Raw genomic sequence first — 26,604 nt, forward strand, 5'->3', positions numbered from 1 at the left:
TTGCGGGATCAGCTCCGCTATCTCGCTCGCGTACGAGGATCCGAGGCATCGCGCAGGGCGTCGCCGAGCAGGTTCAGCGCCAGCACCGTGACGAGGATGGCTAGACTCGGGAAGACCGCGAGCCACCAGGCGTCGAGGATATTCTCGAAGCCCTCGCGGATCATCGCGCCCCAGGTCGGCGCCGGCGGCGGCACGCCGAGGCCGATGAAGCTGAGCGAGGCCTCGGTGCGGATCGCCGAAGCCAGCCAGAGCGAGCTCATCACCACGACGTCCGAGATCATGTTCGGCAGGATGTGGCGGGTCATGATCCGGAACGGGCCGCAACCATAGGAGCGGCTGGCCTCGACGAAATCGCGCTGGCGCAGCGTGATCGTCGGGGCGCGGGCGACGCGGGCGAAGGGCGCGACCTCGGTCACCGCGATGGCGATGATCAGGTTCTCCAGGCTGGCGCCGAGCATGGCGGCGATCATCAGGCCGAGCAGCAGGGTCGGGAAGGCGAGCAGCACGTCGAGCGCGCCCATGACGAGCTGGTCGAAGACGCCGCCGATATAGCCGGCGAGCACGCCGATCGCGGTGCCGACCAGCATCGCGATCAGGATCGCGGCGAAGCCGACGAAGAGCGAGATGCGGGCGCCGTAGATCAGGCGCGAGAGCACGTCGCGGCCATAGGAATCGGTGCCGAGCCAGAACTCGGCCGAGGGCGGCTCCAGCCGCGCCACGATGTTCTGCTCGAGCGGATCATACGGGGCGAGCCAGGGCGCGAACAGCGCGATGCCGACGATCAGCGCCAGCAGGACGAGCCCGACCCAGGCGAGCCGGTTCTGGGTGAAGGCGAGCCAGAGCCCGCCGGGCTGGATCGCGACGGGGGTGTCGGCGGCGCTCATGAGTATTTCACCCTGGGATCGACGAGGCCGTAGGCGAGGTCGGTCAGCGTGTTCACGACGATCACGCAGATTGCGAAGATGATCATCAGTCCCTGCAGCAGGGTGTAGTCGCGGGCGTTGAGCGCGCCGATGATCAGTTTGCCGAGGCCGGGCCGGTTGAAGATGATCTCGGTCAGCACGGAATTGCCGATCAGCGTGCCGAAATAGAGCCCGACCACGGTGATGATCGGGATCAGCCCGTTTCGCAGGGCGTGGGTGACGACGAGTTGGGCCGGGCCGACGCCCTTGGCGCGGGCGGTGCGGATATAGTCCTCGGTCAGCACGCCGAGCATCGCGGCGCGGGTCACGCGCATCACATAGGCGGTCATGATGATGCCGAGATTGAACGCAGGCAGGGCGAGTGCCCGCATGCGCTCCGCGAAGCTGCCGGCGCCGCTGGTGTTGCCGAGCACCGGGAACCAGTTCAGCTGGATCGCGAAGACGATCAGCATCAGGATGCCGGAGACGAAGGCCGGGAAGGACAGGCCGACCAGCGAGACGACGCGCGAGACATAGTCGACCCAGCCATTGCGGCTGAGCGCGGCGGCGACGCCGAGCGGCAGGCCGAAGATGAGCCCGATCGCGATCGCAGCGACGGTGAGCTCGATCGTCGAGGGCAGCACGAGCAGCACCTCGCGGATGACGCTGCGCCCGCTCGACAGCGACTCGCCGAAATCGCCGGTCAGGATCTTGCCGAGGAAGGCGAGATACTGGACATGGACCGGCTGGTCGAGGCCGAGCTTTTCCCTGAGCGCCGCGAGCGAGGCGGCGCTGGCCTGGTCGCCGAGGATGACCGAGGCGGCATCGCCCGGCACGAGGCGGACCAGCACGAAGATCGCGGTCAGCATCACGAACAGGGTGGGGATGGCGAGCAGGATGCGCCTGACCAAATAGCCGATCATGCCACCGCCCTTTCCTGCATCAATCGCCTGGGAGCGAAGGCGGCGATCTCGCGGCGCGTCCTGCCTTCCGTGAGGAGGTCGGCCAGGATCGATCCGACGACCGGGACGAGCTGGAAACCGTGGCCGGAGAAACCGAAGGCATGGACGAGGCCGGGCGCGTTCGGCGAGAGGCCGATGACCGGAATGTGGTCTGATGTCTCCGCCTCGATGCCGGTCCAGCAGCGGGCGATGCGTACGCCGCGCACCGCCGGGAAGAGATCGCCGGCGGCGCGTGCGCCCCTGGCGAGCTGGCGGAAATCGACCGTACTGCGCTCGCGGTCGAGATCGGCCGAGCCCTGCAGGCCGCCGCCGATCACCAGCGTGCCCTGCCCCGCCTGCTTGAAGGAGAGCGGCCGGCCGACGACGCTGACGACGGGATCGAGCAGCGGCGCCAGCCGCTCGGTGACGATCATCATCGAGGCGCGGACGCCGAGCGGGATCGTATCGCCGAACAGGGCGGCGAGCCGGCCCGCCCAGGCGCCGGCGGCATTGACGATCTGGGGCGCACGAAAGCGGCGGTCGCCGCAGACCAGGAGCCAGTCGCTGCCTTGCCGATCGACCGCCTCGACGCCGCAGCCCTCGGCGATGGCGACGCCCCCGGCTTCGCAGGCGCGGCGGAAGGCGGCGATGGTGCGGTGCGGGTCGGCGGCGCCGTCGCGCCGCGCCACCAGCGCGCCGACGCAATGGGGGCTGAGAGCCGGCACGAGGCGGCGCAGTTCGGCGGCGTCGATCAGTTCTTCGTGGCTGTAGCCGAGGGCGCTGGTGCGGGCCTGCCGTTCGATCAGGGACGGCATGTGTTCGGCTGTCTCCGCGATACGCATCTGGCCATGGGCATGGAAGCCGCAATGATCGCCGACGATCGTCTCGATCCGGTGCCACATCTCCATGGCTTCGAGCGAGATCGGGATCTCGGCGATGTCGCGGCCGAGCGTGCGCACACCCGCCGCGGTGGCGCCGGAGGCGTGGCGGCCGGTCCAGCGGCGCTCGACCAGCGCGACCTTGCGGCCGGCGCGCGCCAGATGCAGCGCGGCGGAGAGGCCATGCAGCCCTCCGCCGACCACGACCACGTCGAATGCGGCCTCGCTCATGCCGCCGGTTCCTGTTCGTCGAGGCTGGCGAGCTCGCCGAGCGTCACCGGCTTCAGCGGTGGCCTGATCCGGTAGAAGCCGACATCCTCGACGGGGCGGTTCTGCGCCGCCGCGACGATATGGGCCATGGAGTAGCCGCATTGCCGGCCCTGGCACGGCCCCATCCCGGCGCGGGTGAAGGCCTTGAGCTGGTTGGGGCCGGGCCGCCCTTCGACGGCGCGAGCGCGCAACTCGCCGGCCGTGACCTCCTCGCAGCGGCAGACCAGCGTCTCGTCCGGCGGTGCGTAGAGCTGCGGGCGCGGTGCGTAGAGCGCGTCGAGAAAGGGGCGCAGCCCGAGCGCGCTGGCGAGGGCACTCCGCTCGGGCCCGGCAGCGGCTTCGGCGGTGGCATCGTCGAGCCGCCCGAGCTTCGCTGCGACCCGGAGCGCCGCGAGCCGTCCGCGCGGTTCGGCTGCCTCGGCCCCGCCGATGCCGGCGCCGTCGCCGGCGACGAAGATATTGGCCTGCGAGCACTCGCCCCAGGCGTCGAGCACCGGGACATAGCAATGCTGGCCGGCATGCCAGCTCACGGCGCAGCCGAGCGCCAGCGGCGCATGGATGTTCGGCACCACGCCTTCATGGACGAGCAGCACCTCGGCGAGAACCTCGACCTCGCGGCCGCTTTCCGTCCGATAATGCAGGCGCTGGAGGCGTCCCTCGCCTCCGGCACGCAAGTCCGTGACATGGCGGATGATCGGGACACCGGCCCGGCGCAAGGCCAGTGACCAGGACAGGCCCTTGATGAGATCGCCGAGGCGGCCGAGACCCTGAGGCAGATGGCGCAGGGCCGCTCCGATACGTCCACGCGGGGTGGTGTCGAGGAAGCCGGCGATGCGGCCGCCCGCCGCCAGCAGTTGGGTCATGTAGAGCAGCGGCAGCGGCCCGCAGCCAGCGATCCAGACCGGCTTCTCCGGCACGGAATCGGCGGTCTTCAGCAGGATCTGCGCGGCGCCGACCGTCAGCACGCCGGGCAGCGTCCAGCCCGGGAATGGCGCGGGGCGCTCCTGCGCGCCGGTGGCGAGGATGATGGCCTGCGCGGTGACGGTCCTGGCCTTGCCGGCATGCGTCACGAAGGCGCGGAATCCCGGTTCGATCTGCCAGAGCTGGCTTTCGGGCTCGTACAAGGCGCCGCAGGCGCGGAAGGCCGCGGCGCGCCCGGCGCCGGACAGGTAGCTCTCGCCGAGCCGCCTGGCGCGCGGCGTCGCGGCGACGGTCTCGATGCCGCGCCAGATCTGGCCGCCGGGCGCCGGCTGGTCGTCGACGACGCGGACGGAAAGGCCGTGGCGGCGGGCGGTGACGGCGGCGGCCATGCCGGCCGGGCCGGCGCCGACGATCAGGAGATCCGTGTGATCACTCATGCCGACAGGCTCCGGCGGCCCTGCTGGCGGGCGATGCGCATGCCGTTGGCGACCGGCGTCAGGCAGCTCTGGACCGAGCCCTGGCCGTCGATCTCGACCAGGCATTCGAAGCAGACGCCCATCATGCAATAGGGCGCGCGCGGGCTCTGCGAGACGGGCGTCGTCCGGCTCCAGCCTTCCTGCTGGCGCAGCAGCACCGCGGCGACGCTTTCGCCCAGCTCGGCGATGACGGGGCTCCCGTCGATGAAGATGGTGACCGCCTGCGGCCCCGGATCATGCAGCTTGCGGAACATCGAACCGACTCTGGTGGAAGGGAGAAAAGCGCTCGGGCAGGTTGCCCGCGGCGATGGCCGCGGCGAGTTCTTCGGCGTGGAGAGCGGCGAGCGTCACGCCGGAATGGCAGAGCGCGACGAAGGCACCGGGATGGCTCGGCGACTGCGCATAGATCGGGTAGCTGTCGGGAGTCATGATGCGCAGCCCGGCCCATTGCCTGACGAGGCCGACCTTCGCGAGCGCCGGAACGATCTGCACCGTCTTGCGGCTGAGATGTGCCGCCGCCTCGCCGGTGGTGGAGACATCGAAGCCGGGATCGTCCTTGGTCGCGCCGATCATCACCGTGCCTTCGCCGGTCTGGCGCAGGCCGCTCGCCGGCAAGGGCAGGAAGGGTTCGAGCCGCTCGGTGACCAGCACCTGTCCGCGCTCCGGCCGCAGCGGCACCTCGAGCCCGACCTGGCGTGCGAGCTCCGGCGAGCCGAGCCCGGCGGCGATGACGATCCGCGGCGCTGTCAGCGTCTCATCACCGAGCACGAGCCTGAAATCGGTGCCGACGCGCTCGATCCGCTGGACGCGAGCGCGATGGCGCAGCCCGCCGCCATGGCGCAGGAGACCGGCATGCAGCGCCGCCAGCAGTCGCAAGGGGTTGGCGTGCCCGTCGCGCCGGCCGAAGCTTGCGCCGGCGACATCGGGGCCGAGCACCAGCTTGGGCAGCAGGCGCTGCAGCGCCGCGCGGTCGAGCATCTCCCAATCAGGCTCACCGTGAGCGCGCTGGTTATGGAGGCGCAGCAGGTCGAGCTTGCGCTTGTCGAAGGCTTCCTCGCCCAGGCAGAAGGCGAGGCCGCCATTCTGCTCATAGGTGAGATCGATCGCCGTCTCGGCTTCGAGCCGTTCGGTCAAGCCGCGCCAGAGCGCGATGCTGTCGCGGGTCAGGGCCTGATAGGCCGGCATGCCCAGGCCTTTGCCCTGCAGCCAGACCAGCCCGAAATTCGCCCGTGCCGCGCGAAAATCGCCATCGTCGCCGTCGAGCAGCAGCACCTTCTCCTGCCTGCAGGCGAGGCCGTAGGCGATGGCGGCGCCGACCGTTCCTCCCCCGATGACGACGATGTCCGGCCGCATGAAAATCCCTTTCGCCCTTTGACGTTAGGGAGCGACATTGTATTTCGTCAAAGTCGTTTTTCTCTGCGCTCTATTCCCAGAGGTTATGCCATGGTGAGGCGGCTCAATCTGCGCCAGGTCGAGGCCTTCAAGGCGGTGATCGAATACGGCACCGTCAGCCGCGCGGCGGAGATGATGAATGTCTCGCAGCCGGCGATGAGCAAGCTGATCGCCCATCTCGAGGAGGATACGGGCCTGCGCCTGTTCGACCGGGTCAAGGGCCGGCTGGTGGCGACGCGGCGTGGCATACGCCTCTATGAGGAGATCGACCGGATCTTTGCCGGCGTGCGCCAGGTCGAGAACGCGGTCGAGGCGATCCGCCGCGACGAGCAGAGCCGCCTGCTGATCGGCGTGATGCCGGCGCTCTCCGGCTCCTTCATCCAGGAGGCGACCTCGCGCTTCCTCGCGCGGCAGCCCGGCGTGTTCTGCTCGGTCCAGTCACGCAGCTCGCAGTGGATTTCCGATGCGCTCGTCACCCACAAGCTCGATGTCGGCCTGATCATAGCCCCGGTCGACAACCCCTATGTCGCCGCCGAGCCGATGATGGGCCATCCGGTGGTCTGCATCCTGCCGCTCGGCCATCCGCTGACGGAAAAAGAGGTGATCACCCCACGCGATCTCGCCGGCGTCCCCTTCATCTCGTTCGATCCGGAAAGCCATACCCATCGCAGCATCAGCCGGGTCCTCGAAGCCCATGGCGTCACGCCGGAGGTGGTGATGGTCGCCAACGTCTCGCCGACCTTGTGCGAGTTCGTCGCGGCCGGCATCGGCGTCTCGCTGGTGCATCCGCTGATCGTCGGCGGCCTGCGCGACAAGATCGCGATCCGCCGCTTCGAGCCGGAATTCCAGCTCGATTTCCAGCTCTGCCGCAATCGCGACAGCCGCAATGCCCGGCTGGTCGCCGCCTTCCACGAAAGCACGCGCGAGGCGGCGGCGGAGATCTCGCGGACTATCCTGATGCCGAATCCAGCCTGATCGTCGCGAGCGCGTCGAGCAGGGCCGCGTGATCGCCGCCGCGAAGCCGGTTGCACGCTGCGATCAGCCCGTCTTGCTGGGCGGGCACGGCAGCGAAGCGGCTCGCCTGCCGCAGTTTCCCTTCAAGCTCGGCCCAGGAAGGCGGCGCGCTCGCTTCGCCGCGCGGCGCCGTATCTGGCGAGATCAGTGTGTTCCTGTTGCCGTGGACGGTCACGCGCGCCAGCGTCTCGGCCGGAAAGCGGGCGTCGAGCTCGGGATCGAGGCGCAGCGAGACCTTCTGCGCCAGCGCAACGACATCGGGACGATCCATTGCCGATGGCGTCAACGGCAACAGGGCGTCGGGACCGTCGATCGCGACCAGCGCCAGGCAATAGGGGATGCTGAACTGGATGTCGGTGAAGCTGCTGGGCTGCGGCCGGTTGGCGATGCGCAGCGCACCCGAATAGGTCGCGACCTCGATCGCCTCGATCTCACCGGGCGCGAGCGCGTGCTGGGCGAGCAGGCCGAGCAGGGCTTCGACCGGCGCATGCACGTGCCGGCAGCAGGCGTGGAACTTCATGTAGTTGCGGGCGATGTAGCGCTGCCGGCCGAGGCCGCCGGCCAACCCCTCCAGCCGGAAGTGCTCGGGCTGGTCGAGCAAGGCGAGCGGTCCGCCATGGCCGGCTTCGGCCAGGAGCAGCGCGTTGATGGCGGTCACGCTGGACCAGGCGATGCCTTCCTTGACGTCGTTGCCCTCCTGCGCGGGAAAAAGCGGGCCGGCGCCGGCATGGAGCTGGTTCGGCGCGCTGATGCCGGCGATGGCGGAGGCGTGGGCCAGAACATCCGGTGGCGTTCGCCTGAGAGATCCCAGGGCCGCGACGGCGCCATAGCCCGACCACATCCCGGTATTGGCATAGAAGCGGCGGGCGGCGCCAACGGCGACACCGACCTCGTATCCGACCACGATTGCCCGCAGCAACTCTTCCGTCGTCGCGCCGATCTCTTCGGCTGCCGCGAGAGCCGCAGGGATGATGGCCGCGCCAGGATGGCCGCGGGCGATGCGGTGGCCGTCGTCGAGATCGAGCGCGGCTGCGGCAGAAGCGTTGCACCAGACCGCGCCGGCGAGGCCAGCCCGCTGACCGGTGAACCAGATCGGCAAGGTACCGCCGGCCATCGTCGCAGAGGCGACGCGCCGGACCGCACGCGGTCCCGGCGCGCCGATGCCGGGCAGCGCCGCGGCGACGAGATCGAGCACGGCGCGGCAGGCCGCCTCCCGCAGATCATCAGCAAGCCCTTGTTCGCGCGCGTCGGCGACGTAGTCGGCGAGCCGGCGTACGGTTTCCACGAGCGGCCCCTCAGCTGGCGATCAGCGTGCCTTCAGCGTGGTCGCCTCGGTGATCGGCGGGGCGAGGTTGAGCGCGCCCTTCAGCTCGTAGCCGAAGTCGAGCTTGTCGCTGCGGGCCCAGACCTGGCGTAGCTCGAACAGGGGAATCGCGCAGACATCGTCCATGATCTTGCGCTGGGCTTCCTTCCAGAGCGCTTTCTGCGCGTCGGCATTGGGCGCGACCCGGGCTTCCTCGATCTCCTTGTCGGCGATGGCGCAGTGCGAGAAGTTCGTGGCCGCAGTCGGGGTGTTGACCGTCGCACGCGAGTGGAAGAACTCGCTGAGATAAGTGTCGGCGATCGGGAAACGGGCCGCGCCGTAGAAGACGAGGCCGCTCAGGTCCTTGCGGCTCTGGCTCTGATAAGTCGCGTGGTCGACGACCTGCATCTCCAGCTTGATCCCGGCCTTGGCCAACTGCGCCTGGATGATCTCCATGAAGGGCTGCTGCGCCGAGATGTTGGAGACGATCGCCTTGATGGTGATGCCGTCCTTATGGCCGGCCTCGGCCAGCAGGGCCTTGGCCCTGGCGAGATCGAAGCCGTAGCGGACCGTGCAATCCTCGCCGAGATAGCCCGGCGGGACGACGGAGCAGCCCTTGGGCCCGACATCCTTGCCGACGAAGCGCACGAGGTCGTCGACATTGACAGCAGCGGCGATGGCGCGGCGCACGCGGATGTCGTCGAGCGGCGGCTGGCTGCGGTTGATGTGCAGCAAACGGTATTCGCCGGGCTGGAAGATCTCGACATTGAAGCCGGGGCGGCGGCGAGCGGAATCGACCCAGCGCTGCTCGCGCTTGCCATAGAACAGATCAAGCTCGCCGGAGGTGAAGGCGAGTTCCCGCGCGCTGTCCGAGGGGATGGCGCGCATCATGATCGTGTCGATCTTCGGCTTGCCGCGGAAATAGTCCGGATTGGCGGCGAGCTTCACATATTGCTGGGTCACCTGCTCGACGAACATGAACGGACCGGTGCCGACGGGCTTGGCGCCATAGCGGTCGCCCAGTTCCTCGCCGGCCTTGCGGCTCACGATGTTGCCGCCATGGTAGTTGGAGACACGGCCGAGGAAGTTGACATCCGGGTATTTCAGGGTGACCCGGACGGTCAGGTCGTCCACCTTCTCGACCTTGTCGATCGCGGAGAAGTCGGACGAGAAGGTCGAACGCTTCGGATCACCGGAGCGCTGCAGGGAGTAGACGACGTCGTCGGCATCGAGCGTGCCCCAGTCGCCATGGAACTTGACGCCCTTGCGCAGGTGGAAGGTCCAGACCTTGCCGTCCGGCGAGGTCTCCCAGCGCTCGGCGAGATCGGGCTCGAGATCCTTGGGATCGGCGCTGCCCGGCTTGAAGCGGACGAGGCCATTGTAGAGCCAGCCGACCAGCGCCTTGTCGTCGGTCGCGCTAGCGCGGTGGGCGTCGAGGGTCGAGACGTTGCTGGCGCCGGAGCTGACCCTGAGAACCGTCTCCTCGGCGAGGGCCTGCCCCTGGAGGCCCGCGAACAGCATCAGACCCGCAAGCCCGGCGGCATGCCTTTTCATCGTTGAATCCCCTTCATCGTTTATTGCCACGATAGTGGGGGCCGCCTCCCCAGTCTGTCCAAGTCGAAATCGGGGATGACGTATTCTCAGCGGTTATGGCCTTCCAGCCGAGCCGAGCGCGACCACGGCAGGCTTCGGGGACTGGACCCTGCGCTGCCAGCGCTCATGGCCGACAAGCCTGGGCGAGACGGCATCGAAGCTGCCCTGAACGCGCGGCTTTTCCATTGGAGGAACTCGGGTCGTCATCTCCCGCCATACAGGACTAGTCCCACGCGCAAGCGCTCGCCGTCTCGTTGGACCAGCAATCGCCAGCTCGGATCAGTTGGCCAAGCTCATCACGCGCGATCCAGGTTCGCTGCCTGCCGTTCCAAACGCCCCTTGCCCGCCTCTGACATGCCTGCAATTCGCGTATCAGGTTGATCGGCGACAGGCGTTCTGGCCGTCATCGGTCGGAGGCGGCCTGTTCCGCCAGATTGCAGCGGCTTCGTCGCGCCCGGCATTTGCACACGCCCCTTGAGACGAACTAGGGCTGGCGGTGCGTTCGCGCGCATGGCAATCAGCGTCTCGCGATCGCAGAATGGGCGAAAGAGGAGCGTCAGCGCGCATGGGTTCCGCATCGGCAGCCGATCTTCCCTATCTCGACGCCTTTCCGCAGCCGGACCTCGGCCAATGGCACGCGGCCGTCGAGAAGGTGCTGAAGGGCGCCGATTTCGAGAAGCGCCTTGTCGGCAAGACCGCCGACGGCATCCGCATCGAGCCGCTCTACCCGGCCGCCACGCCGGTCCAGCGTCCGAGGCGGGCCGAAGCCGGCCGCTGGCATGTCGCGACCCGGCTCGACCATCCCGATGCCGCGCAGGCGCAAAAGCTCGCGCTCGCCGATCTCGAGGGCGGCGCGGATTGCCTCGTCCTCAGCCTCGCCGGGGCGCCTGCCGCGCGCGGCTACGGGCTCGTCGCCGACGATGTCGCGGCGCTGGACCGGGCGCTCGACGGGGTGATGCTCGACCTGATCCGGCTCAAGCTCGACCCGGCGCCGGAAGGCCGCATCAACGCCTTGCTTCTCGCTGCGCTTGTCGAGAAGCGCGGCCTGGCGGCGGACTCCACCGCAATCGATTTTGGTCTGGACGCAATCGGCTCCCTTGCGCGCAGCGGAGAACTCGCCGCCTCGTGGAGCGAGGTCGGCAGGCGCCTCGCCGAGACGATCGCAGCCCTGAAGGCGCGCGGCTTTGCCGGCCCCTTCGTCACCGTCGATACCCGCCCCTATCACGAGGCCGGCGCCAGCGAGGCGCAGGAACTCGGCGCGGCCATGGCGACCGCGATCGCCTATTTGCGGACGCTCGAAGCCAATGGCATGGCGCCGGCCGAGGCGCGCGACGCGATCTCCTTCACGCTCGTCGCCGATACCGACGAGTTCCTGACCATCGCCAAGTTCCGTGCCGCGCGCCTGCTCTGGCAGCGCGTCCAGGAGGCCTGCGGGCTCGAGGCGAAGCCGATGCGGCTTCATGCCGAGACGGCCTGGCGCTCCCTCACGAAGCGCGATCCTCACGTCAATCTGCTGCGCGGCACGATCGCGACCTTTTCCGCTGGGATCGGCGGTGCGGATTCGCTGACGGTTCAGCCCTTCACCGCCGCGCTCGGCCTGCCCGACGCCTTCGCGCGGCGCATCGCCCGCAACACCCAGCTCGTCCTGCTGGAGGAAGCGAATCTCTGGCGCGTCGCCGATCCCGCCGCCGGCGCCGGCGGCTTCGAGGCGCTGACCAGGGCGCTGTGCGATCAGGCCTGGAGCAAGCTGCAGGACCTGGAGCGCGAGACGCACGAAGACCTCACCGGCATCGTCGCCGCGCTCGCCAACGGCCATGTCGCCGCCGGGCTCGCCCGCCAGCGCGAGATCAGGCTCAAGGCGCTCGCCACCCGGCGCGAGCCGATCACCGGCACCAGCGAATTCCCCAATTTGGCCGAGGTGCCGGTCGTCGTGCTCAGCGCCGCGCCAGTCCAGCGCGCGAGGGTGAAGGGGCAGCACAAGGCCTCGGACCAGACGCAGGCAGGGCTGATCGACGCGCTTGCCGGCGGCGGCCAGCGCGCGGAGATCCTCGCCGCGCCGGAGGGCGGCATCCATTCCCCGCCCCTGCCCTCGATCCGCTCGGCCGAAGCTTTCGAGGCGCTGCGAGACAAGGCAGACGCAGCCGCGGCCGAACGCGGCAAGCGCCCGCAGGTCTTCCTCGCCACGCTCGGCAGCATCGCCGATTTCACCGCCCGCGCCGGCTTCGCCCGCAATCTGTTCGAGGCCGGCGGTCTCGCCGCGCCGGGGCATGACGGCTTCGGTGGCCATGGCGCGACCGACATTCCGGCCCTGGTCGCCGCCTACAAGGCTTCGGGCGCCAGGCTCGCCTGCCTGTGCGGCTCGGATGCCGGCTATGCGGCCGAAGCCGTCCCGGTGGCGCAGGCGCTCGCGGCCGCAGGCGCGACAATCTGGCTCGCGGGCCGCCCCGGCGATCTGGAAGCTGCGCTGAACAATGCCGGGGTGACCTCGTTCATCCAAGCAGGAGGCGACGCGATCGCTGCGCTCGAAGCGGCGCAGCAGATCGTCCTCGCCTGATCGGAGGCCAATCTTGACCGCAATCGCCCTCACCATCGCCGGCTCGGATTCGAGCGGCGGCGCCGGCATCCAGGCCGACCTCAAGACCTTCGCGGCGCATCAGGTCTATGGCGCCAGTGTCATCGTGGCGCTGACCGCGCAGAACACGACCGGCGTCAGCGCCATCCACGCCGTGCCCGGCGATTTCGTCACCCAGCAAATGGACGCCACCTTCGCCGATCTCGACGTCGCGGCGGTGAAGATCGGCATGCTCGCCACGGTCGAGGTCATCAAGACGGTGGCGGCCGGGCTGAAGCGGCACAATGCCCGCAATATCGTTCTCGATCCGGTGATGGTCGCGGCCTCCGGCTCGCGCCTGCTCGAGGAAAATGCGGTCGAGGCGATCAAGACCGAGCTCTTCCCGCTCGCGACCCTGATCACGCCGAATCTGCCGGAGGCCGCCGCCCTGCTCGGGACCAGCTTGGCCGAGACCGAGGATGCGATCGATGAACAGGCTGTGAGGCTCGCCGCGCTCGGCGCCGCCAATGTCCTGATCAAGGGCGGCCATGGCAGCGGCGACACCAGCACCGACCTGCTGCTGCTCGCGGGCGGCACGCGCCAGCGCTTCAACGCGCCGCGCTACCAGACGCGCAACACCCATGGCACCGGCTGCACCCTCTCCTCGGCCATCGCCGCGAACCTCGCCAAGGGGCTCGCGCTGCCCGAGGCGGTCGGCCATGCCAAGACCTATATCACGGCCGCGATCGCGGCGGCCGATCAGGTTCCGGTTGGCCATGGCCACGGACCGGTGCATCATTTCCACCATTGGTGGGACAGGACCGACGGGAGCAAGCCATGACCGCGATCCCGGATTTCACGACGCTGGCCTTCGACGAGGACAGCCCCGTCCCCGCAGCGCTGTCTGCCGCCGGCGAGCCCTGGCTGACGCCGGAAGGCATCCCGGTCAAGCCGCTCTATACGGCAGCGGACCGCGGCGGCCTGCCCTTCGTCGGCAGCCTGCCCGGCCTGCCGCCCTATCTGCGCGGCCCCTACCCGACCATGTACGTGAATCAGCCTTGGACGATCCGGCAATATGCCGGCTTCTCCACGGCCGAGGATTCCAACGCCTTCTACCGGCGCAATCTCGCCGCCGGGCAAAAGGGCCTGTCGGTCGCCTTCGATCTCGCGACCCATCGCGGCTACGACTCGGACCATCCGCGCGTCGGCGGCGATGTCGGCATGGCCGGCGTCGCGATCGATTCGATCTATGACATGCGCACGCTGTTCTCCGGCATCCCGCTCGACCAGATGAGCGTGTCGATGACGATGAACGGCGCCGTTCTGCCGGTGCTGGCGCTCTATATCGTCGCGGCGGAAGAACAGGGCGTGCCGGCGGCGAAGCTCTCGGGGACCATCCAGAACGACATCCTCAAGGAGTTCATGGTCCGCAACACCTATATCTACCCGCCCTCGCCCTCGATGCGGATCATCGGCGATATTTTTGCCTATACCTCGGCGAATATGCCGAAATTCAACTCGATCTCGATCTCCGGCTATCACATGCAGGAGGCGGGAGCGACGCAGGATCTCGAGCTCGGCTACACGCTCGCCGATGGGGTCGAATATATCCGCGCCGGCCAGCAGGCGTCCCTAAGCGTGGACGTCTTCGCGCCGCGGCTCTCCTTCTTCTGGGCCATCGGCATGAACTTCTTCATGGAGGTGGCGAAGCTCCGGGCTGCCAGGCTGATCTGGGCCAAGCTCGTCAAGGATTTCGGCGCGACCAACGAGAAGTCGCTGCCGCTGCGCACCCATTGCCAGACCTCCGGCTGGTCGCTGACGGCGCAGGACGTCTTCAACAACGTGCCGCGCACGATGATCGAGGCGATGGCGGCGACGCAGGGCCATACCCAGTCGCTGCACACCAATGCACTCGACGAGGCGCTGGCGCTGCCGACCGACTTCTCCGCCCGCATCGCCCGCAACACCCAGATCCTGCTGCAGCAGGAGAGCGGCACGACCCGGATCATCGATCCCTGGGGCGGCTCCTACTATGTCGAGCGACTCACCGCCGAGCTCGCGGCCAAGGCCTGGGGCCATATCAGGGAAGTCGAGGCGCTCGGCGGCATGGCCAAGGCGATCGAGGCCGGCATCCCGAAGCTGCGCATCGAGGAGGCGGCGGCCAAGACGCAGGCGCGCATCGACGGCGGCCAGCAGCAGATCATCGGCGTCAATGTCTTCAAGCCGAGCAATGAAGCGAGCATCGACGTGCTCAAGGTCGACAACGCCTCGGTGCGCGCGCAGCAGCTCGACAAGCTGCGGCGCCTCAAGGGCGAGCGCGACGAGGCTGCGGTCCAGGCCGCGCTGACCGAGTTGACGAATGGCGCCGCCGGCAACGCCAACCTGCTCGATCTCGCCGTCAAGGCGGCGCGCGCCAAGGCGACCGTCGGCGAGATCTCGCTGGCGATGGAACAGGTGTTCGGGCGCCACCGGGCCGAGATCAAGGCGATCTCGGGCGTCTACAAGCGGGAGGTCGGCACGATGAACCCGGCAGTCACACGCGTGCAGCTGATGACCCAGGCCTTCGAGGAGGCCGATGGGCGCCGCCCGCGCATCCTCGTCGCCAAGATGGGCCAGGACGGGCACGATCGCGGCCAGAAGGTCATCGCCTCGGCCTTCGCCGATCTCGGCTTCGACGTCGATATCGGCCCGCTCTTCGCGACGCCGGACGAGGCGGCGCGTCAGGCGGTCGAGAACGACGTCCATATCGTCGGCGTCTCCTCGCTGGCCGCCGGCCATCTGACGCTGGTGCCGGAACTCAAGGAGGCGCTCGCGAGGGCGGGCCGGCCCGACATCATGATCGTGGTCGGCGGCGTGATCCCGCCGCAGGATTTCGAGACGCTGATCGTGGCGGGTGCGAGCGCGATCTTCCCCCCGGGGACGGTGATCGCCGATGCAGCCGAGAAGCTGCTCGAGGAGCTGAACCAGCGGCTCGGCTATGTGCAGCGGACGGCGGCGGAGTAGCCGCCGTCGCGTGAAGGCTGGCTAGAGCATTTCCGCGTTTCTTCGAATCGCGAAAATTCTCTATCTACTTGTTTTGACGCATTTTCTTCACGCGAACCGGTATCCACTTCGCTCGAAAATGCTCTAGCGCCAGCCATAGCGATAATACGGGCCGGGAGGCGGCGGAGGCGCGCGGAAGTCGAAGCCGTCGCGATAGCGCTGCCAGTAGCGATGGCCCCAATAGCCATGGAAGACCGGCGGCTGCGGACGCCAGCCATGGGCGGGCCGCTCGAAGCCCTGATCATGGCGGCCATCATAGGCCTCCGACGAGCCGGTGGAGCTGAGCGTGGCCAGCCCGAGCGCGGCAGCGCCGATGGCGACGAGGGCAAGGCGTGGCGTCGCTGAGATGCGGAACATGGTTCCTGTCCTGTGTCCGGACCGGGAACATCCCGGCCTTGACCGGACCTTCGCACCACGCCGCTGAACGGCATTTGAGAAGGTTATTCAGCTGCAGTTTATCCGCCTGCCAGCCGGTCCCGCTTCATCAGCAGCGAGGCGACGATCACCGCGACCGCGACCGCGCCGATCATGATCGTGCAGGCGGCGTTGATCTCCGGGGAGACGCCGAGGCGGATCGCCGAATAGAGCCGCATCGGCAGGGTCGTCGCCCCCGGCCCGGTGGTGAAGCTCGCGATGACGAGATCGTCGAGCGAGAGTGTGAAGGCGAGCATCCAGGCGGCGGCGACGGCCGGCCAGATCAGCGGCAGCGTCACCGTCCAGAAGGTGACGAAGGGTGTCGCGCCAAGATCCTGCGCCGCCTCCTCTAGCGAGCGATCGAAGCCGGCGAGCCGCGACTGCACGACGATGCAGGCGAAGCCCAGGCAGAAGGTCGCGTGGGCGATGGTCACGGTCCAGAAGCCGCGCTCGACATCGGCGGCGACGAAGAGCAGCAGCAGCGACAGGCCGGTGATGACCTCCGGCATGACCAGCGGCGCCAGCACCATGCCGGTGAAGAGCGTGCGGCCACGGAAGGCGCCATGGCGGGCGAGCGCGAGCGCTGCAAGCGTGCCGAGCGCGGTCGCGACCGTGGCGGCGACGAATGCCAGCCGAATGCTGAGCCAGGCGGCATCGAGCAGCGGCTCGTTGCTCATCAGCGTGACGTACCAATGGGTCGAGAAACCGCCCCAGACCGTCACCAGCCGCGAGGCGTTGAAGGAATAGGCGATCAGCGCCAGGATCGGCAGGTAGAGGAAGGCGAAGCCGACCACGAGCGCCAGGATCAGGCCGGGGCCGAGCCGCTTCATGCCGCCTCCCCGCGCGCCAGCCGGGCGCGCTGCAGCAGGACGAGCGGCAGCACCAGCACGATCAGCAGCACGATCGCCACCGCAGAGGCCAGCGGCCAGTCGCGGTTCGAGAAGAACTCGTTCCAGAGCACCTTGCCGATCATCACCGTGTCGGGCCCGCCGAGGAGATCGGGAATGACGAACTCGCCGACGGCCGGGATGAAGACCAGCGCCGAGCCGGCGAGGATGCCGGGCAGCGAGAGCGGCAGCGTCACTGTGAGGAAGGCTTTCAGCGGCGTCGCGCCGAGATCGGCGGCGGCCTCGAGCAGCGAGCGGTCGAGCTTCTGCAAGGTGGCGAAGAGCGGCAGCACCATGAAGGGCAGGTAGGAATAGACCATGCCGATCAGCACGGCCGCCTCGGTGTTGAGCAGGCGCAGAGGCTCGCTCGTCAGCCCCAGGCCCATCAGCGCGGCATCGAGCAGCCCGTCCGGCCGCAGGATGCCGATCCAGGCGTAGACGCGAATCAGGAACGAGGTCCAGAACGGCAGGATGACGAGTACGACGAGCAGGCCTTGCGCGCGCCTGGAGACCGAGGCCATCGCATAGGCGAGCGGATAGCCGATCGCGAGCGCGATCAGCGTCGTCAGCGCGGCCAGCCGGAGGGAATAGAGGTAGCTCTGCCAATAGAGCTCATCGTCGCCGAGCAGGCGGAAATTCTCGAAATCGAGCCCCGACAGGAACTCGCCGAGCTGCGAAAACCCGTCGAAATGCGGCGCATAGGGCGGCAGGGCGGTCGCCGAGTCGGAGAGCGCGATGCGCAGCACCATGCCGAAGGGCACGAGGAAGAACAGCAGCAGCCAGAGATAGGGCACGGCCACGACGAGGCGGCCAAGCCTTGCGGCGGCGTTGCGCGCGCTCATGGCGGCAGGACCAGCCCGGCCTCGACATCCCAGGAGAGCCAGACCTTGTCCTCCCAGGCGAAGGGCCGCTCGATCCTGCGGCTGCGATTGGCGAGCGCGACCTTGAGCAGATGGCCATCGTCGCCGCCGACCATGACCTGCACCATGGTGAAATCGCCGAGATAGCCGATATCCCAGATCTCGCCGGCGACCTTGTTGACGCCCTGCTCCGGCTCGTCATGCGAGAGGCTGATCTTCTCGGGCCTGAGGCCGACGAAAATGGCCTCGCCCGGCTTCAGCGCCAGCGTCTCCTCGTCGAGCTCGACCGTGCCGGCGACCGGGCTCTCGAGCGTGACGAGATCGCCCGCGACCGCCGAGACGCGGCCCTCGATGACGTTGATATCGCCGACGAATTCCGCGACGTAGCGATTGGCCGGCGCCTCGTAGATCACGTCGGGCGGGCCGATCTGGACGAGCTTGCCATGCGACATCACGGCCATGCGGTCGGCCATGGTCATCGCCTCGTCCTGATCGTGCGTCACGACCATGAAGGTCAGGCCGAGCTCGCTCTGCAGGTCCATCAGCTCGAACTGCGTCGACTCGCGCAGCTTGCGGTCGAGCGCCGCCATCGGCTCGTCGAGCAGCAGCAGCTTCGGCCGCTTGGCGAGCGAGCGGGCGAGCGCGACGCGCTGACGCTGGCCGCCGGAGAGCTGGTCCGGCCTGCGCTTGCCGAGCCCGTCGAGCTTGACCAGCGCGAGCATCTCCTCGACGCGCCTGTCGATCTCCGGTTTTGGCAAGCCCTCGCGCTTGAGGCCGTAGGCGATATTGGCCTGGACGCTCAGATGCGGGAACAGCGCATAGGACTGGAACATCATGTTGACCGGCCGCTGATGCGGCGGGACCTTGGTGATGTCGACGCCGTCGAGCAGGATCTCGCCCGCATCCGGCGTCTCGAAGCCGGCGAGCATCCGCATCAGCGTGGTCTTGCCGCAGCCGGAAGGGCCGAGCAGCGCGAAGAATTCGCGCGGATAGAGCGAGAGCGAGAGATCGTCGACCGCCGTGACGGTGCCGAAGCGCTTCGCGACATTGCGGAAGCTGACCAGCGGCCTGGCCGCCGGGTCGTTCCAGGGCTGGAAGGCGCGGCGCACGCTGCCGGGCGAGGCCTTGCGCTTGCCCGGCCCGGCTGCCGCCGCGTCGTCGCGCGCGCTCATTTGCCGGTTTTGACCCGGGTCCAGAGGCGGTTGACCAGGCGCTGGCTCTTCTGGTCGAAGGGCGTGATCGTATAGAGCCGTCCCATCACCGCATCGGGCGGGTAGATGCCGGGATTGTCGCGCACCGCCGCCGAGAGCAGCGGCTTCGAGGCGATGTTGCCATTGGCATACTGGATGAAATCCGAGTTCTTCGCCGCCATTTCGGGCCGGTTGACGAAGTCGATGAATTTCAGCGCCGCCTCGGGATTGGCCGCGTCCTTCGGGATCACGAAGGAATCGAACCACATCAGCGCGCCTTCCTTCGGGATCGAATAGGCGATCTCGACCTTGTTCTTGGCCTCCTCGGCCCGCTTCTTGGCCTGGAGGATGTCGCCGGAATAGCCGACTGCGAGGCAGATATCGCCATTGGCGAGCGCGTTGATGTATTCGGACGAGTGGAACTTCTGGATATGCGGCCGGATCTTGCGCAAGAGATCGCCGGCCTTGTTGAGATCGGCCTCGTTCTTCGAATCCGGGTTCAGGCCGAGATAGCGCAAGGCGGCCGGGAACATCTCCTCGACGGCGTCGAGCACGTGCACGCCGCAATTGGAGAGCTTCTTCAGCTTCTCCGGATCGAAGACGACGCTCCAGGAATCGATCACGGCATCGTTGCCGAGCCGCTCCTTGATCTTGGCCACGTTGTAGCCGATCCCGGTCGTGCCCCACATGTAGTTCACGGCGTATTTGTTGCCGGGATCATATTTGGCGAGGCGCTGCTGGATCTCCGGCCAGGCGTTCTTGAGATTCGGCACCTTGGCGCTGTCGATCGGTGCATAGAGCCCGAGCGGAATGTGGCGCGGCAGGAAGGAGGCGGTGACGACGATCAGGTCATAGCCGGTCTTGCCGGCCAGCAGCTTGGTCTCGACCGTCTCCATCTGGTCGAACGTGTCGTAGACGACGGTGATGCCGGTTTCCTTCTTGAAGGCATCGAGCACCTCCGGATCGACATAATCCGACCAGTTGTAGATCCGCAGCTCCTTGTTCTGCGCCTCAGCCGGAGCCCCCGCGATCAGCGCCAAGCCAAGCGCCGCAGCCGCCAGCAATCCTTTCAGGCCTCGTCCGACGTCTCCCAATCTGCCCCTCCTGCAGTCGATATGCGATAGCGGCGGCAAGCTAGCAGCTTGCCCGGCAGCCTCAACCACCTTTTCGTGAAGACCTGGCCCCGGCAACCGCCTTGCGATGCAACAAGCCGGCCACATATCCTGTCGCGATGCGCCACGCCCGCCGTTTCCTCTTGTTTTTCGCGCTTTTCTTCCTGCTGCCGGTCGCGACCCATGCGGCCTGGTGGTACTGGCAGCCGCTCGCGGCGGACTGGCGCAGGGCGGACTGGTCGAGCGCGCAGCTGCTGCCGGCCGCCGCGATCGAGCCGGAGGCGTCGATCCATGTCTTCGCCGCCAGGGTCGGGCGCTGGCGCGGCATCTTCGCGCATCATTCCTGGGTGGTGGTGAAGGAGGCCGGCGCGAGCGCCTATACCCGCTTCGACGTCGTCGGCTGGGGCAACCCGGTGCGCGTCAACCATCGCGAGGCCGATGGACGCTGGTTCGGCAACGTGCCGGAGCTGGTCGGCCAGATCAAAGGCCGTGAGGCGGAGGTGCTGATCCCGCGCATCCGCGCCGCGGTGCAGAGCTATGCCTATAGCGGCAACGGCTCCTATTCGGCCTGGCCGGGGCCGAACTCAAACAGCTTCGTCCAGCACATCCTCGCCGAGGTGCCGGAGCTGCACCGGGCCCTGCCCCCGACGGCGATCGGCAAGGACTGGCGAGACTCCGGCCTCTTCGCCGGGCTGACGCCGAGCCGCACCGGCATCCAGGCCTCGCTCTTCGGCGTCGCCGGCATCACCCTCGGCTGGGTCGAGGGCATCGAGATCAACCTGCTCGGCCTCGTCGCCGGGCTCGACCTGCGCGAGCCGGCGCTCAAGCTGCCCGGCTGGGGGCGCGTGGGGATCTGAGCTTCCAGTTCAGTCGCTCAGCGTCGCCCACAGAAAGGCCAGCGTCGCCAATGCGCCAAGGGCCGAGCGAACAGCGTGGAGCGAGCCCCATTTGAGGATGAGCGGCCGCGTGTCAGGGCCGGGCTCGGTCGGATCCATCGCCATCAGCGCGCTGTTGGTCGGCATGATGCCAAGCATGGTCCAGGGCCAGTTCGCGACGATCAGCAGCGCACCGAGCAGGTAGGCGCCAATATCGGTCTCCCACCAGGCGAGGAATCCAAGCAGGAAGCCGGTCGCCGCGAGCGGGGCCTGCATGATGAAGCCGCGCTTGTAGGAGGGCTGCCACTCCGTCAGCAGCGCCTTGTCATCGAGCATCAGGCGTGAGGGCTGCTCGGCGAGGCTCACATAGAGAGCGGCGCCGGTGAAGAGCGCCGCGACGATCAAGGCCAATTGTCCTTCGAGCATGGGCGGCTCCGTGCGTTGCGGATCAGCGACCGCAACTTACGCGAGCCCCGGCATCATTGCGAGCACCCGGGTCTTGCCTTCGGCAAGCCCGAGTCCAGGTCCGCGAAGCGATTCGGCAGCGCTCTACGTCCTCTTGGATCGCTTCGTCGCTGTGCTCCTCGCAATGACGAGGGCGTCAGACCGCCTCGAAGGCCTGCGCCAGGTCCGAGATCAGGTCCTCGATATTCTCGATGCCGACGGAGATGCGGATCAGCGCGTCCGTGAGCCCGATCTCCTCGCGCAGCTCGCGCGCGACGCCGGAATGGGTCATCGCCGCCGGATGCGAGACCAGCGTCTCGGTGCCGCCGAGGCTGACCGCGAGCTTCATGATCTGGAGATTGTCGAGCAGGGCGAAGGCTTCCTTCTCGCCGCCCTTGACGTCGAAGGAGAAGGTCGAGCCCGGCGCGGTGCATTGCTTGTCGAAGACGGGCTTCCTCGGATCGCCATCCTTGAGATCGCCGAGATAATGCAGCTTGGCGACCTTGGGATGGCCGGCGAGATACTCGGCCACGAGCTGGGCATTCTCGTTGGCGCGGCTCATGCGGATGTCGAGCGTCTCGAGCGAGCGCATCAGCATCCAGCAGGAATTCGGGTCGAGCTGGGTGCCGAGCGAGCCGCGCCAGCCCTTCACCTGCCTGACCAGCGCGTCCTTGCCGCTGATCGAACCGCCGACGAGGTCGCTATGGCCGCCGACATATTTGGTCAGCGACAGCAGGGTCAGGTCGGCGCCATGCTTCAGCGGCTTCTGGAATTTCGGGCCGAGCATGGTGTTGTCGACCACGACCGGCGGGCGGTGGCCCTGGCTCTTCTCCAGTTCGTCGGCGATGGTGGCGCAGGCGGCGAGATCGACGAGGCCGTTGGTCGGGTTGGCCGGGGTCTCGACCAGGATCATGCCGACGCGGCCCTTGGCGGCGGCGGCCTTCGCAACGCTGCGCATCTGGGTGACGTCGACGCCGTCGGTGAAGCCGAAGGCGGTGACGCCGAAGGCGCCCATCTGATTCTTCAGCAGGGTCTCGGTACCGCCATAGAGCGGGCGGCTATGGAGGACCGTGTCGCCGGGCCGCAGGAAGGCAAAGCAGGTCGTGGCGATCGCCGCCATGCCGCTGGCGAAGACGGCGCAACGCTCGGCCTCGTCCCAGATGGCGAGACGATCCTCGAGGATCTCCATGTTCGGGTGGTTGAAGCGCGAATAGACCAGGCCCGATTTCTCGCCCGGCTTGAGCTGGCGGCGGCCGGACGTCAGGTCGAAGAAATCCTTGCCCTGCTGGGCATTCTCGAAAACGAAGGTCGAGGTCAGGAAGACCGGCGGCTTCAGCGATCCTTCCGACATGGCCGGCGAATAGCCGTAGCCCATCATCAGCGTCTCGGGATGCAGCCTGCGATTGGCGATACGGTCCCTGTGGTAGCTGTCCTCGCTCATCGCGAACTCCCCTTTGGCAGATCCTGTCGCCGTGCGGCGCCGAAGGACAGGTTAGGACGATCCTCGCGCCATTGCATGACCGATCACGCTCGTCGTAGAGCGTCTTGCGCAGCTTTCTGCTCAATATTGATCAAGAAGGAGTGATCCATGCTCGATAGCACCGATCGCCGCATGCTTGCCGTCCTTCAGGACGATGGCCGCATCACCAATCAGGACCTGTCGCAGAAGGTCGGGCTCTCGCCGACGCCCTGCCTGCGGCGGCTGAAGCGGCTGGAGGAAAGCGGCGTGATCCGGGGCTATTCGGCGATCGTCGACCCGCGGGCCTATGGCCTGCCCTTCAGCGTCTTCGTCTCGATCCGCCTGTCGCAGCAGACGCAGGACAATATCGCCGAGTTCGAGAAGGCGGTCGAAAGCTGGAACGAGGTGGCCGAATGCTACCTGATGACCGGCTCGCAGGATTATCTGCTGCGCGTGCTGACCGACGGGATCGACGGCTACGAGCGCTTCCTGAAGCAGAAGATCACCCGGCTGAAATGCATCCAGTCGGTCGAGTCGAATTTCGCGATGGCGACGATCAAGAAGCGGATCGGCCTGCCGCCGATTTGAGAGGCCTTAATTCGCGCGCTCGAAAGCCCGGGCCACCACCTGCGTCACGCCGCTATTCGACAGGAACAGGCTGTGGCGCAGCACGCTCCAGCCGCGGCCGGAGGTGTCGGCGACGCGCACGCCGAGTGCCTCCAGGCGCGAGCGCTCGGCCGCGCCGGCCCGCGCCACGCCGCCGGCAAGACGCGCCGAGACGGCCAGCGCCCGGTCGCCCGGATCGATGATGACGGTCATGCGCTTCGCCAGCGGGCCGAGGCGGGTCACGATCTGCTCGAACGCGTCGATATCGATATCCGGCGAGGCGAGGACGACCGCGCCGAGCCGGGCGAAGACTTCCGGAGAATCCCGCAGCTCGCGCAAGGTCTCCAAGGTCAGGAACGAGCCCATGGAATGCGCGACGATATGCACGCGCCCCACGGCCGGGTTGGCGGCAAGGGCGCGGAGCGTCTGGGCAAGTCCGTCGCGCGACCAGAGCGCGCTCTCGCGGTCATAGCCATAGCCCCAGAGGCTGTTGCCGGACGGCCAGGTGAACATGGCCGTCCGGCCCTGGAACTCCAGCGCATGCGAGAGCTGCCCGGCGCTCTGAGCCGCGGATTCGAAGCTCTCGTTGAAGCCGTGCACGTAGAGCAGCACGTCGCGGCCGGTCGACGCCTCCGCGAGGGCCTGCGCCGGCGCGGTCGTCGTGGTGCGATCGAGCCCGAGCACCGCCCAATCGCCGCTGACCGTGGACGCGACCTGGCCGACAATGCCGCGCCCGGGCGGCGACAGGCGCACCTCGGCGAAGGTCAGGCCGGAACCGCGCTCCGATCCGAAGAAGGGCGAGCGATTGCCCACGGTCTTGCGCGTCGTCGCGACGAGCAGCTCCGGCTCGCGGCCGATGGCCGAAGCATCGCGTCGCGGCTCCTCGAAAGGGGAGACGGCGGCCTCGGTCTGGGCACAGGCAGCAAGCGCCAGCGACATGAACGGGGTCAGGAGGACGAAGCGGCGAGACAGCATGAGTGCGCGGGCAGAATCGGTGATGTGAGTGGCGAGATGCCAACCTTAAGCGCCGCCTATCGCGGCCAGAATGCGGCATTGGCAAAGCAAATTTGGGAAGCGGGAGGGGCGTGTCTTCGCTGCAACGCGCTCCCAGCGCGCGCTTTAGCGCTGCCCCACGATCGCGGCCGGAGCCGTCACCACCATCTCCAGCGTGCCGCCGACGGTGCCGACGACGCCGCCGGCGATATCGCCGAGGCGATCACCGAAGCCGGGCCCACGCGTCGCGATGCCCTTGTCGGCCTGGAGGCGCTTGCCGATCAGTTGCACCACCTTGGGCGAGGCCGCGAACTTGCCGTGGTTCAGCGAATCGCTGGTCGAGACGTCGGAGAGGTCGATCAGGCTGACATCGAGCTTCTCCAGCTCGGCGATCTCCTGCGTGTCCTTGGAGGACAAGGCGCCGAGCCGCGTCTTGTCGCCGGCGAAGCGGCGGGAGAAGGCGAGCGCGCGATCATCGGCGGAAATGAAGACCGTGACCGGCCGCTTGATCTGGCGCATCTGCGTCTTGAACACGTCGAGATCGAGATCGGGCGCCGCCAGCATGACGTTGCGCAGCTTGCCGCCGAAACTGCCGTCGCCGCGAATGGCCGCCTGGCGCAAGGTCTCGACCGTGAGCAGGGTTCCCATCGAATGGGCGAGCACGTCGATATTGCCCGCGCGAATGTCGCGCGAGATCGCCCTCAGGTTCGCCTCGAGGAAATCGCGCGAATAAAGCGCGCTCTCGCGATCATAGGGATAGGCGAGAAGCTGCCCGCGAGAGGGCCAGGTGAACAGCACCGGCACGCCCTTGAAGCCGGAATCGTAGACGATCTGGGCAAAGCGGTAGGCCGCGTCGGCGGCGCTTGTATTGTAGCCGTGCACGAAGACGAGCACGTCGCGTTCGGTCGAGGGCCGGCGCGCCACATCCTTGCGCACATCGGTCAGGATGACCGGGAGCTCCATGCGCTGGACCGAGCGGACGGCGAAATGCTTGGCCGGGTCGGCAGGGCCGGAATCCGGAAGCTCGAGCTCGCCCGATTTGTGGCCGCGCGGCACGGTCATGTCGATCTTGGCGAAGGCGAGCCTGGGACCGCGCTCGCCGGTGAAATACTGCGGCTCGGCGGCAACGTCGCGCGTGGTCGCGACATAGATGCTGACCGTGCCCTCGATCTCGTCAGAGGTGACCGTGCTCAGCGCCAAGGTTCGCGGCTCTCCACCGCAAGCGCCGAGCGCCAGCGGCACCAGCAACGCCAAGAGCAACCGAAACTGAGCCACCGCCCGCACCATGGTCCATCTCGTCTCACCTTGGGAGGCGATGTTCAAGAGGCGCCCATGACACAGTCATGACACAATCGCACCTGTCGCCGGGGATCGGGGCTTGCCAGAGCATTTTCGAGCGAAGCGGGCACCGGCTCGCGTGAAGAAAATGCGATAGAACAAAAGCCTAGAAGCATTTTCGCGTTTCAAAGAACCGCGAAAATGCTCTAGGTGCCGTTCATGGTCGATGTCAGCGCCTTGGGCGATGCGATTCTGAAGGGGGAGCGGGCAGCTCTGGCCCGCGCCATCACGCTGGCAGAATCGCGCCGCGCCGACCATCGCGAGCAGGCCCGCGCGCTGATCCAGCACCTGCTGCCGCAGACCGGCAAGGCGATCCGGGTCGGCATCACCGGCGTGCCCGGCGTCGGCAAATCGACGACGATCGATGCGCTCGGCACCTATCTCACCGGCCTCGGCCACAAGGTCGCGGTGCTGGCGGTCGACCCATCCTCCAGCCGCAGCGGCGGCTCGATCCTCGGCGACAAGACGCGCATGGCGCGGCTCGCGGTCGATCCCAAGGCCTATATCCGGCCTTCCCCCTCCTCCGGCACGCTGGGAGGCGTCGCGGCCAAGACGCGCGAGACGATGCTGCTGTGCGAGGCAGCGGGCTTCGACGTCATCCTGGTCGAGACGGTCGGCGTCGGCCAATCGGAGACGGCGGTGGCCGATCTCACCGATTTCTTCCTGGTGCTGATGCTCCCCAATGCCGGCGACGAGCTGCAGGGCATCAAGAAGGGCATCATCGAGCTCGCCGACATGATCGCGGTCAACAAGGCCGATGGCGAAGGCGCGACCGCGGCGCGCGCGGCCGCAGCGCAATACCAGGCGGCCCTGCATATCCTCGCCCCCACATCCATGATCTGGTCGACGCCGGTGGTGACGATCTCGGGCCTGACCGGAGCCGGGCTCGATATGCTCTGGGCCAAGATCGAGGAGCATCGCAGCCGGTTCGAAGCCAAGGGGCTGATCGCCGAGAGGCGCCGCCGGCAGGACGTCAAATGGATGTGGGCAATGCTCGAGGACCGTCTGCAGGCGCGACTCCGGCACGATCCGGCGCTGAAGGCGCGCATCCCGGCCCTGGAAGCGGCCGTCGGGGCCGGCGAGATGGCGCCGACCGCAGCGGCGGACGAGATCGCCAGGGCCTTGGGACTTTGAGGGGCGGCT

Annotated in this window: 24 protein-coding genes; 7 read left to right on the forward strand and 17 right to left on the reverse strand. The window is 67.8% G+C overall.

Annotation, left to right across the window (positions count from 1 at the left end):
- Positions 1-17: 17 nt before the first annotated feature.
- Genes EV560_RS20495 through EV560_RS20520 form a run of 6 tightly spaced genes read right to left on the reverse strand, consistent with a single transcriptional unit; the run spans position 18 to position 5,741 of the window.
- Positions 18-884, reverse strand: a complete 867-nt coding sequence (locus tag EV560_RS20495) for an ABC transporter permease (protein ID WP_131857647.1) — start codon at positions 882-884, stop codon at positions 18-20.
- Positions 881-1,825: an ABC transporter permease gene (locus tag EV560_RS20500; RefSeq protein WP_131857648.1), complete on the reverse strand. Its 945-nt coding sequence runs from the start codon at positions 1,823-1,825 to the stop codon at positions 881-883. Before EV560_RS20500 ends, EV560_RS20495 begins: the two co-directional genes overlap by 4 nt.
- On the reverse strand, positions 1,822-2,952 hold the full coding sequence (locus tag EV560_RS20505; RefSeq protein ID WP_131857649.1) for an NAD(P)/FAD-dependent oxidoreductase: 1,131 nt from the start codon (positions 2,950-2,952) through the stop codon (positions 1,822-1,824). Before EV560_RS20505 ends, EV560_RS20500 begins: the two co-directional genes overlap by 4 nt.
- A complete protein-coding gene (locus EV560_RS20510) occupies positions 2,949-4,349 on the reverse strand; it encodes an FAD/NAD(P)-dependent oxidoreductase (protein WP_131857650.1) in 1,401 nt (466 codons plus the stop codon). The genes EV560_RS20505 and EV560_RS20510 overlap by 4 nt, the downstream gene beginning before the upstream one ends.
- Positions 4,346-4,642, reverse strand: a complete 297-nt coding sequence (locus EV560_RS20515; RefSeq protein WP_131857651.1) for a (2Fe-2S)-binding protein — start codon at positions 4,640-4,642, stop codon at positions 4,346-4,348. Before EV560_RS20515 ends, EV560_RS20510 begins: the two co-directional genes overlap by 4 nt.
- Entirely contained in the window at positions 4,623-5,741 is a 1,119-nt protein-coding gene (locus tag EV560_RS20520) for an NAD(P)/FAD-dependent oxidoreductase (RefSeq protein WP_131857652.1), read from the reverse strand. Before EV560_RS20520 ends, EV560_RS20515 begins: the two co-directional genes overlap by 20 nt.
- Before the next feature lie 90 nt (positions 5,742-5,831).
- On the opposite strand from EV560_RS20520, the gene EV560_RS20525 reads away from it, so the two are divergent.
- Positions 5,832-6,755 (forward strand): LysR substrate-binding domain-containing protein, encoded by a 924-nt coding sequence (locus EV560_RS20525; RefSeq protein ID WP_131857653.1) that lies wholly within the window; start codon positions 5,832-5,834, stop codon positions 6,753-6,755.
- Here EV560_RS20525 and EV560_RS20530 read toward each other — a convergent pair.
- Both EV560_RS20530 and EV560_RS20535 read right to left on the reverse strand, forming a co-directional pair.
- On the reverse strand, positions 6,730-8,079 hold the full coding sequence (locus tag EV560_RS20530; protein ID WP_131857654.1) for an MmgE/PrpD family protein: 1,350 nt from the start codon (positions 8,077-8,079) through the stop codon (positions 6,730-6,732). The genes EV560_RS20525 and EV560_RS20530 overlap by 26 nt on opposite strands.
- A gap of 21 nt (positions 8,080-8,100) precedes the next feature.
- A complete protein-coding gene (locus EV560_RS20535; RefSeq protein ID WP_207908074.1) occupies positions 8,101-9,651 on the reverse strand; it encodes an ABC transporter substrate-binding protein in 1,551 nt (516 codons plus the stop codon).
- A 604-nt stretch (positions 9,652-10,255) separates the two neighbouring features.
- On the opposite strand from EV560_RS20535, the gene EV560_RS20540 reads away from it, so the two are divergent.
- The 3 genes from EV560_RS20540 to scpA are packed head-to-tail and all read left to right on the forward strand — an operon-like array spanning position 10,256 to position 15,244.
- The gene (locus tag EV560_RS20540) at positions 10,256-12,244 is read left to right on the forward strand and encodes a methylmalonyl-CoA mutase subunit beta (RefSeq protein WP_131857655.1); all 1,989 of its coding nucleotides are present in this window, start codon (positions 10,256-10,258) and stop codon (positions 12,242-12,244) included.
- Positions 12,245-12,257: 13 nt separating this feature from the next.
- Positions 12,258-13,082 (forward strand): bifunctional hydroxymethylpyrimidine kinase/phosphomethylpyrimidine kinase, encoded by an 825-nt coding sequence (gene thiD, locus EV560_RS20545; protein WP_131857656.1) that lies wholly within the window; start codon positions 12,258-12,260, stop codon positions 13,080-13,082.
- Complete coding sequence (scpA, locus tag EV560_RS20550) at positions 13,079-15,244, forward strand: methylmalonyl-CoA mutase (RefSeq protein ID WP_131857657.1); 2,166 nt, start codon at positions 13,079-13,081, stop codon at positions 15,242-15,244. The genes thiD and scpA overlap by 4 nt, the downstream gene beginning before the upstream one ends.
- Before the next feature lie 123 nt (positions 15,245-15,367).
- On the opposite strand, the gene EV560_RS20555 is transcribed toward scpA, so the two are convergent.
- From EV560_RS20555 to EV560_RS20575, 5 genes are all read right to left on the reverse strand, one after another.
- Positions 15,368-15,640: a hypothetical protein gene (locus EV560_RS20555; RefSeq protein ID WP_131857658.1), complete on the reverse strand. Its 273-nt coding sequence runs from the start codon at positions 15,638-15,640 to the stop codon at positions 15,368-15,370.
- Positions 15,641-15,738: 98 nt separating this feature from the next.
- The gene (locus EV560_RS20560; protein WP_131857659.1) at positions 15,739-16,527 is read right to left on the reverse strand and encodes an ABC transporter permease; all 789 of its coding nucleotides are present in this window, start codon (positions 16,525-16,527) and stop codon (positions 15,739-15,741) included.
- Positions 16,524-17,426 (reverse strand): ABC transporter permease, encoded by a 903-nt coding sequence (locus EV560_RS20565; protein WP_131857660.1) that lies wholly within the window; start codon positions 17,424-17,426, stop codon positions 16,524-16,526. The genes EV560_RS20560 and EV560_RS20565 overlap by 4 nt, the downstream gene beginning before the upstream one ends.
- Positions 17,423-18,616, reverse strand: a complete 1,194-nt coding sequence (locus EV560_RS20570) for an ABC transporter ATP-binding protein (protein ID WP_131857661.1) — start codon at positions 18,614-18,616, stop codon at positions 17,423-17,425. The genes EV560_RS20565 and EV560_RS20570 overlap by 4 nt, the downstream gene beginning before the upstream one ends.
- Positions 18,613-19,728: a polyamine ABC transporter substrate-binding protein gene (locus tag EV560_RS20575; protein ID WP_248312142.1), complete on the reverse strand. Its 1,116-nt coding sequence runs from the start codon at positions 19,726-19,728 to the stop codon at positions 18,613-18,615. The genes EV560_RS20570 and EV560_RS20575 overlap by 4 nt, the downstream gene beginning before the upstream one ends.
- A gap of 161 nt (positions 19,729-19,889) precedes the next feature.
- On the opposite strand from EV560_RS20575, the gene EV560_RS20580 reads away from it, so the two are divergent.
- Positions 19,890-20,603 (forward strand): DUF3750 domain-containing protein, encoded by a 714-nt coding sequence (locus EV560_RS20580; protein WP_465247026.1) that lies wholly within the window; start codon positions 19,890-19,892, stop codon positions 20,601-20,603.
- A 9-nt stretch (positions 20,604-20,612) separates the two neighbouring features.
- On the opposite strand, the gene EV560_RS20585 is transcribed toward EV560_RS20580, so the two are convergent.
- Together EV560_RS20585 and EV560_RS20590 are read right to left on the reverse strand one after the other, a co-directional pair.
- Positions 20,613-21,047 (reverse strand): anthrone oxygenase family protein, encoded by a 435-nt coding sequence (locus EV560_RS20585; protein WP_131857664.1) that lies wholly within the window; start codon positions 21,045-21,047, stop codon positions 20,613-20,615.
- Positions 21,048-21,222: 175 nt separating this feature from the next.
- The gene (locus EV560_RS20590; RefSeq protein ID WP_131857665.1) at positions 21,223-22,506 is read right to left on the reverse strand and encodes a cystathionine gamma-synthase family protein; all 1,284 of its coding nucleotides are present in this window, start codon (positions 22,504-22,506) and stop codon (positions 21,223-21,225) included.
- Positions 22,507-22,653: 147 nt separating this feature from the next.
- On the opposite strand from EV560_RS20590, the gene EV560_RS20595 reads away from it, so the two are divergent.
- A complete protein-coding gene (locus EV560_RS20595; RefSeq protein ID WP_131857666.1) occupies positions 22,654-23,112 on the forward strand; it encodes an Lrp/AsnC family transcriptional regulator in 459 nt (152 codons plus the stop codon).
- A gap of 6 nt (positions 23,113-23,118) precedes the next feature.
- Here EV560_RS20595 and EV560_RS20600 read toward each other — a convergent pair whose 3' ends face one another.
- Entirely contained in the window at positions 23,119-24,105 is a 987-nt protein-coding gene (locus EV560_RS20600; RefSeq protein WP_131857667.1) for an alpha/beta hydrolase, read from the reverse strand.
- A gap of 144 nt (positions 24,106-24,249) precedes the next feature.
- The gene (locus EV560_RS20605) at positions 24,250-25,323 is read right to left on the reverse strand and encodes an alpha/beta hydrolase (protein ID WP_165923556.1); all 1,074 of its coding nucleotides are present in this window, start codon (positions 25,321-25,323) and stop codon (positions 24,250-24,252) included.
- A gap of 297 nt (positions 25,324-25,620) precedes the next feature.
- On the opposite strand from EV560_RS20605, the gene meaB reads away from it, so the two are divergent.
- Complete coding sequence (gene meaB / locus EV560_RS20610; protein WP_131857669.1) at positions 25,621-26,595, forward strand: methylmalonyl Co-A mutase-associated GTPase MeaB; 975 nt, start codon at positions 25,621-25,623, stop codon at positions 26,593-26,595.
- Positions 26,596-26,604 lie beyond the last annotated feature (9 nt).

Origin of the sequence: Allobosea sp. BK604, from assembly GCF_004341515.1 — a bacterium.
Taxonomy (GTDB): Bacteria; Pseudomonadota; Alphaproteobacteria; order Rhizobiales; family Beijerinckiaceae; genus Allobosea.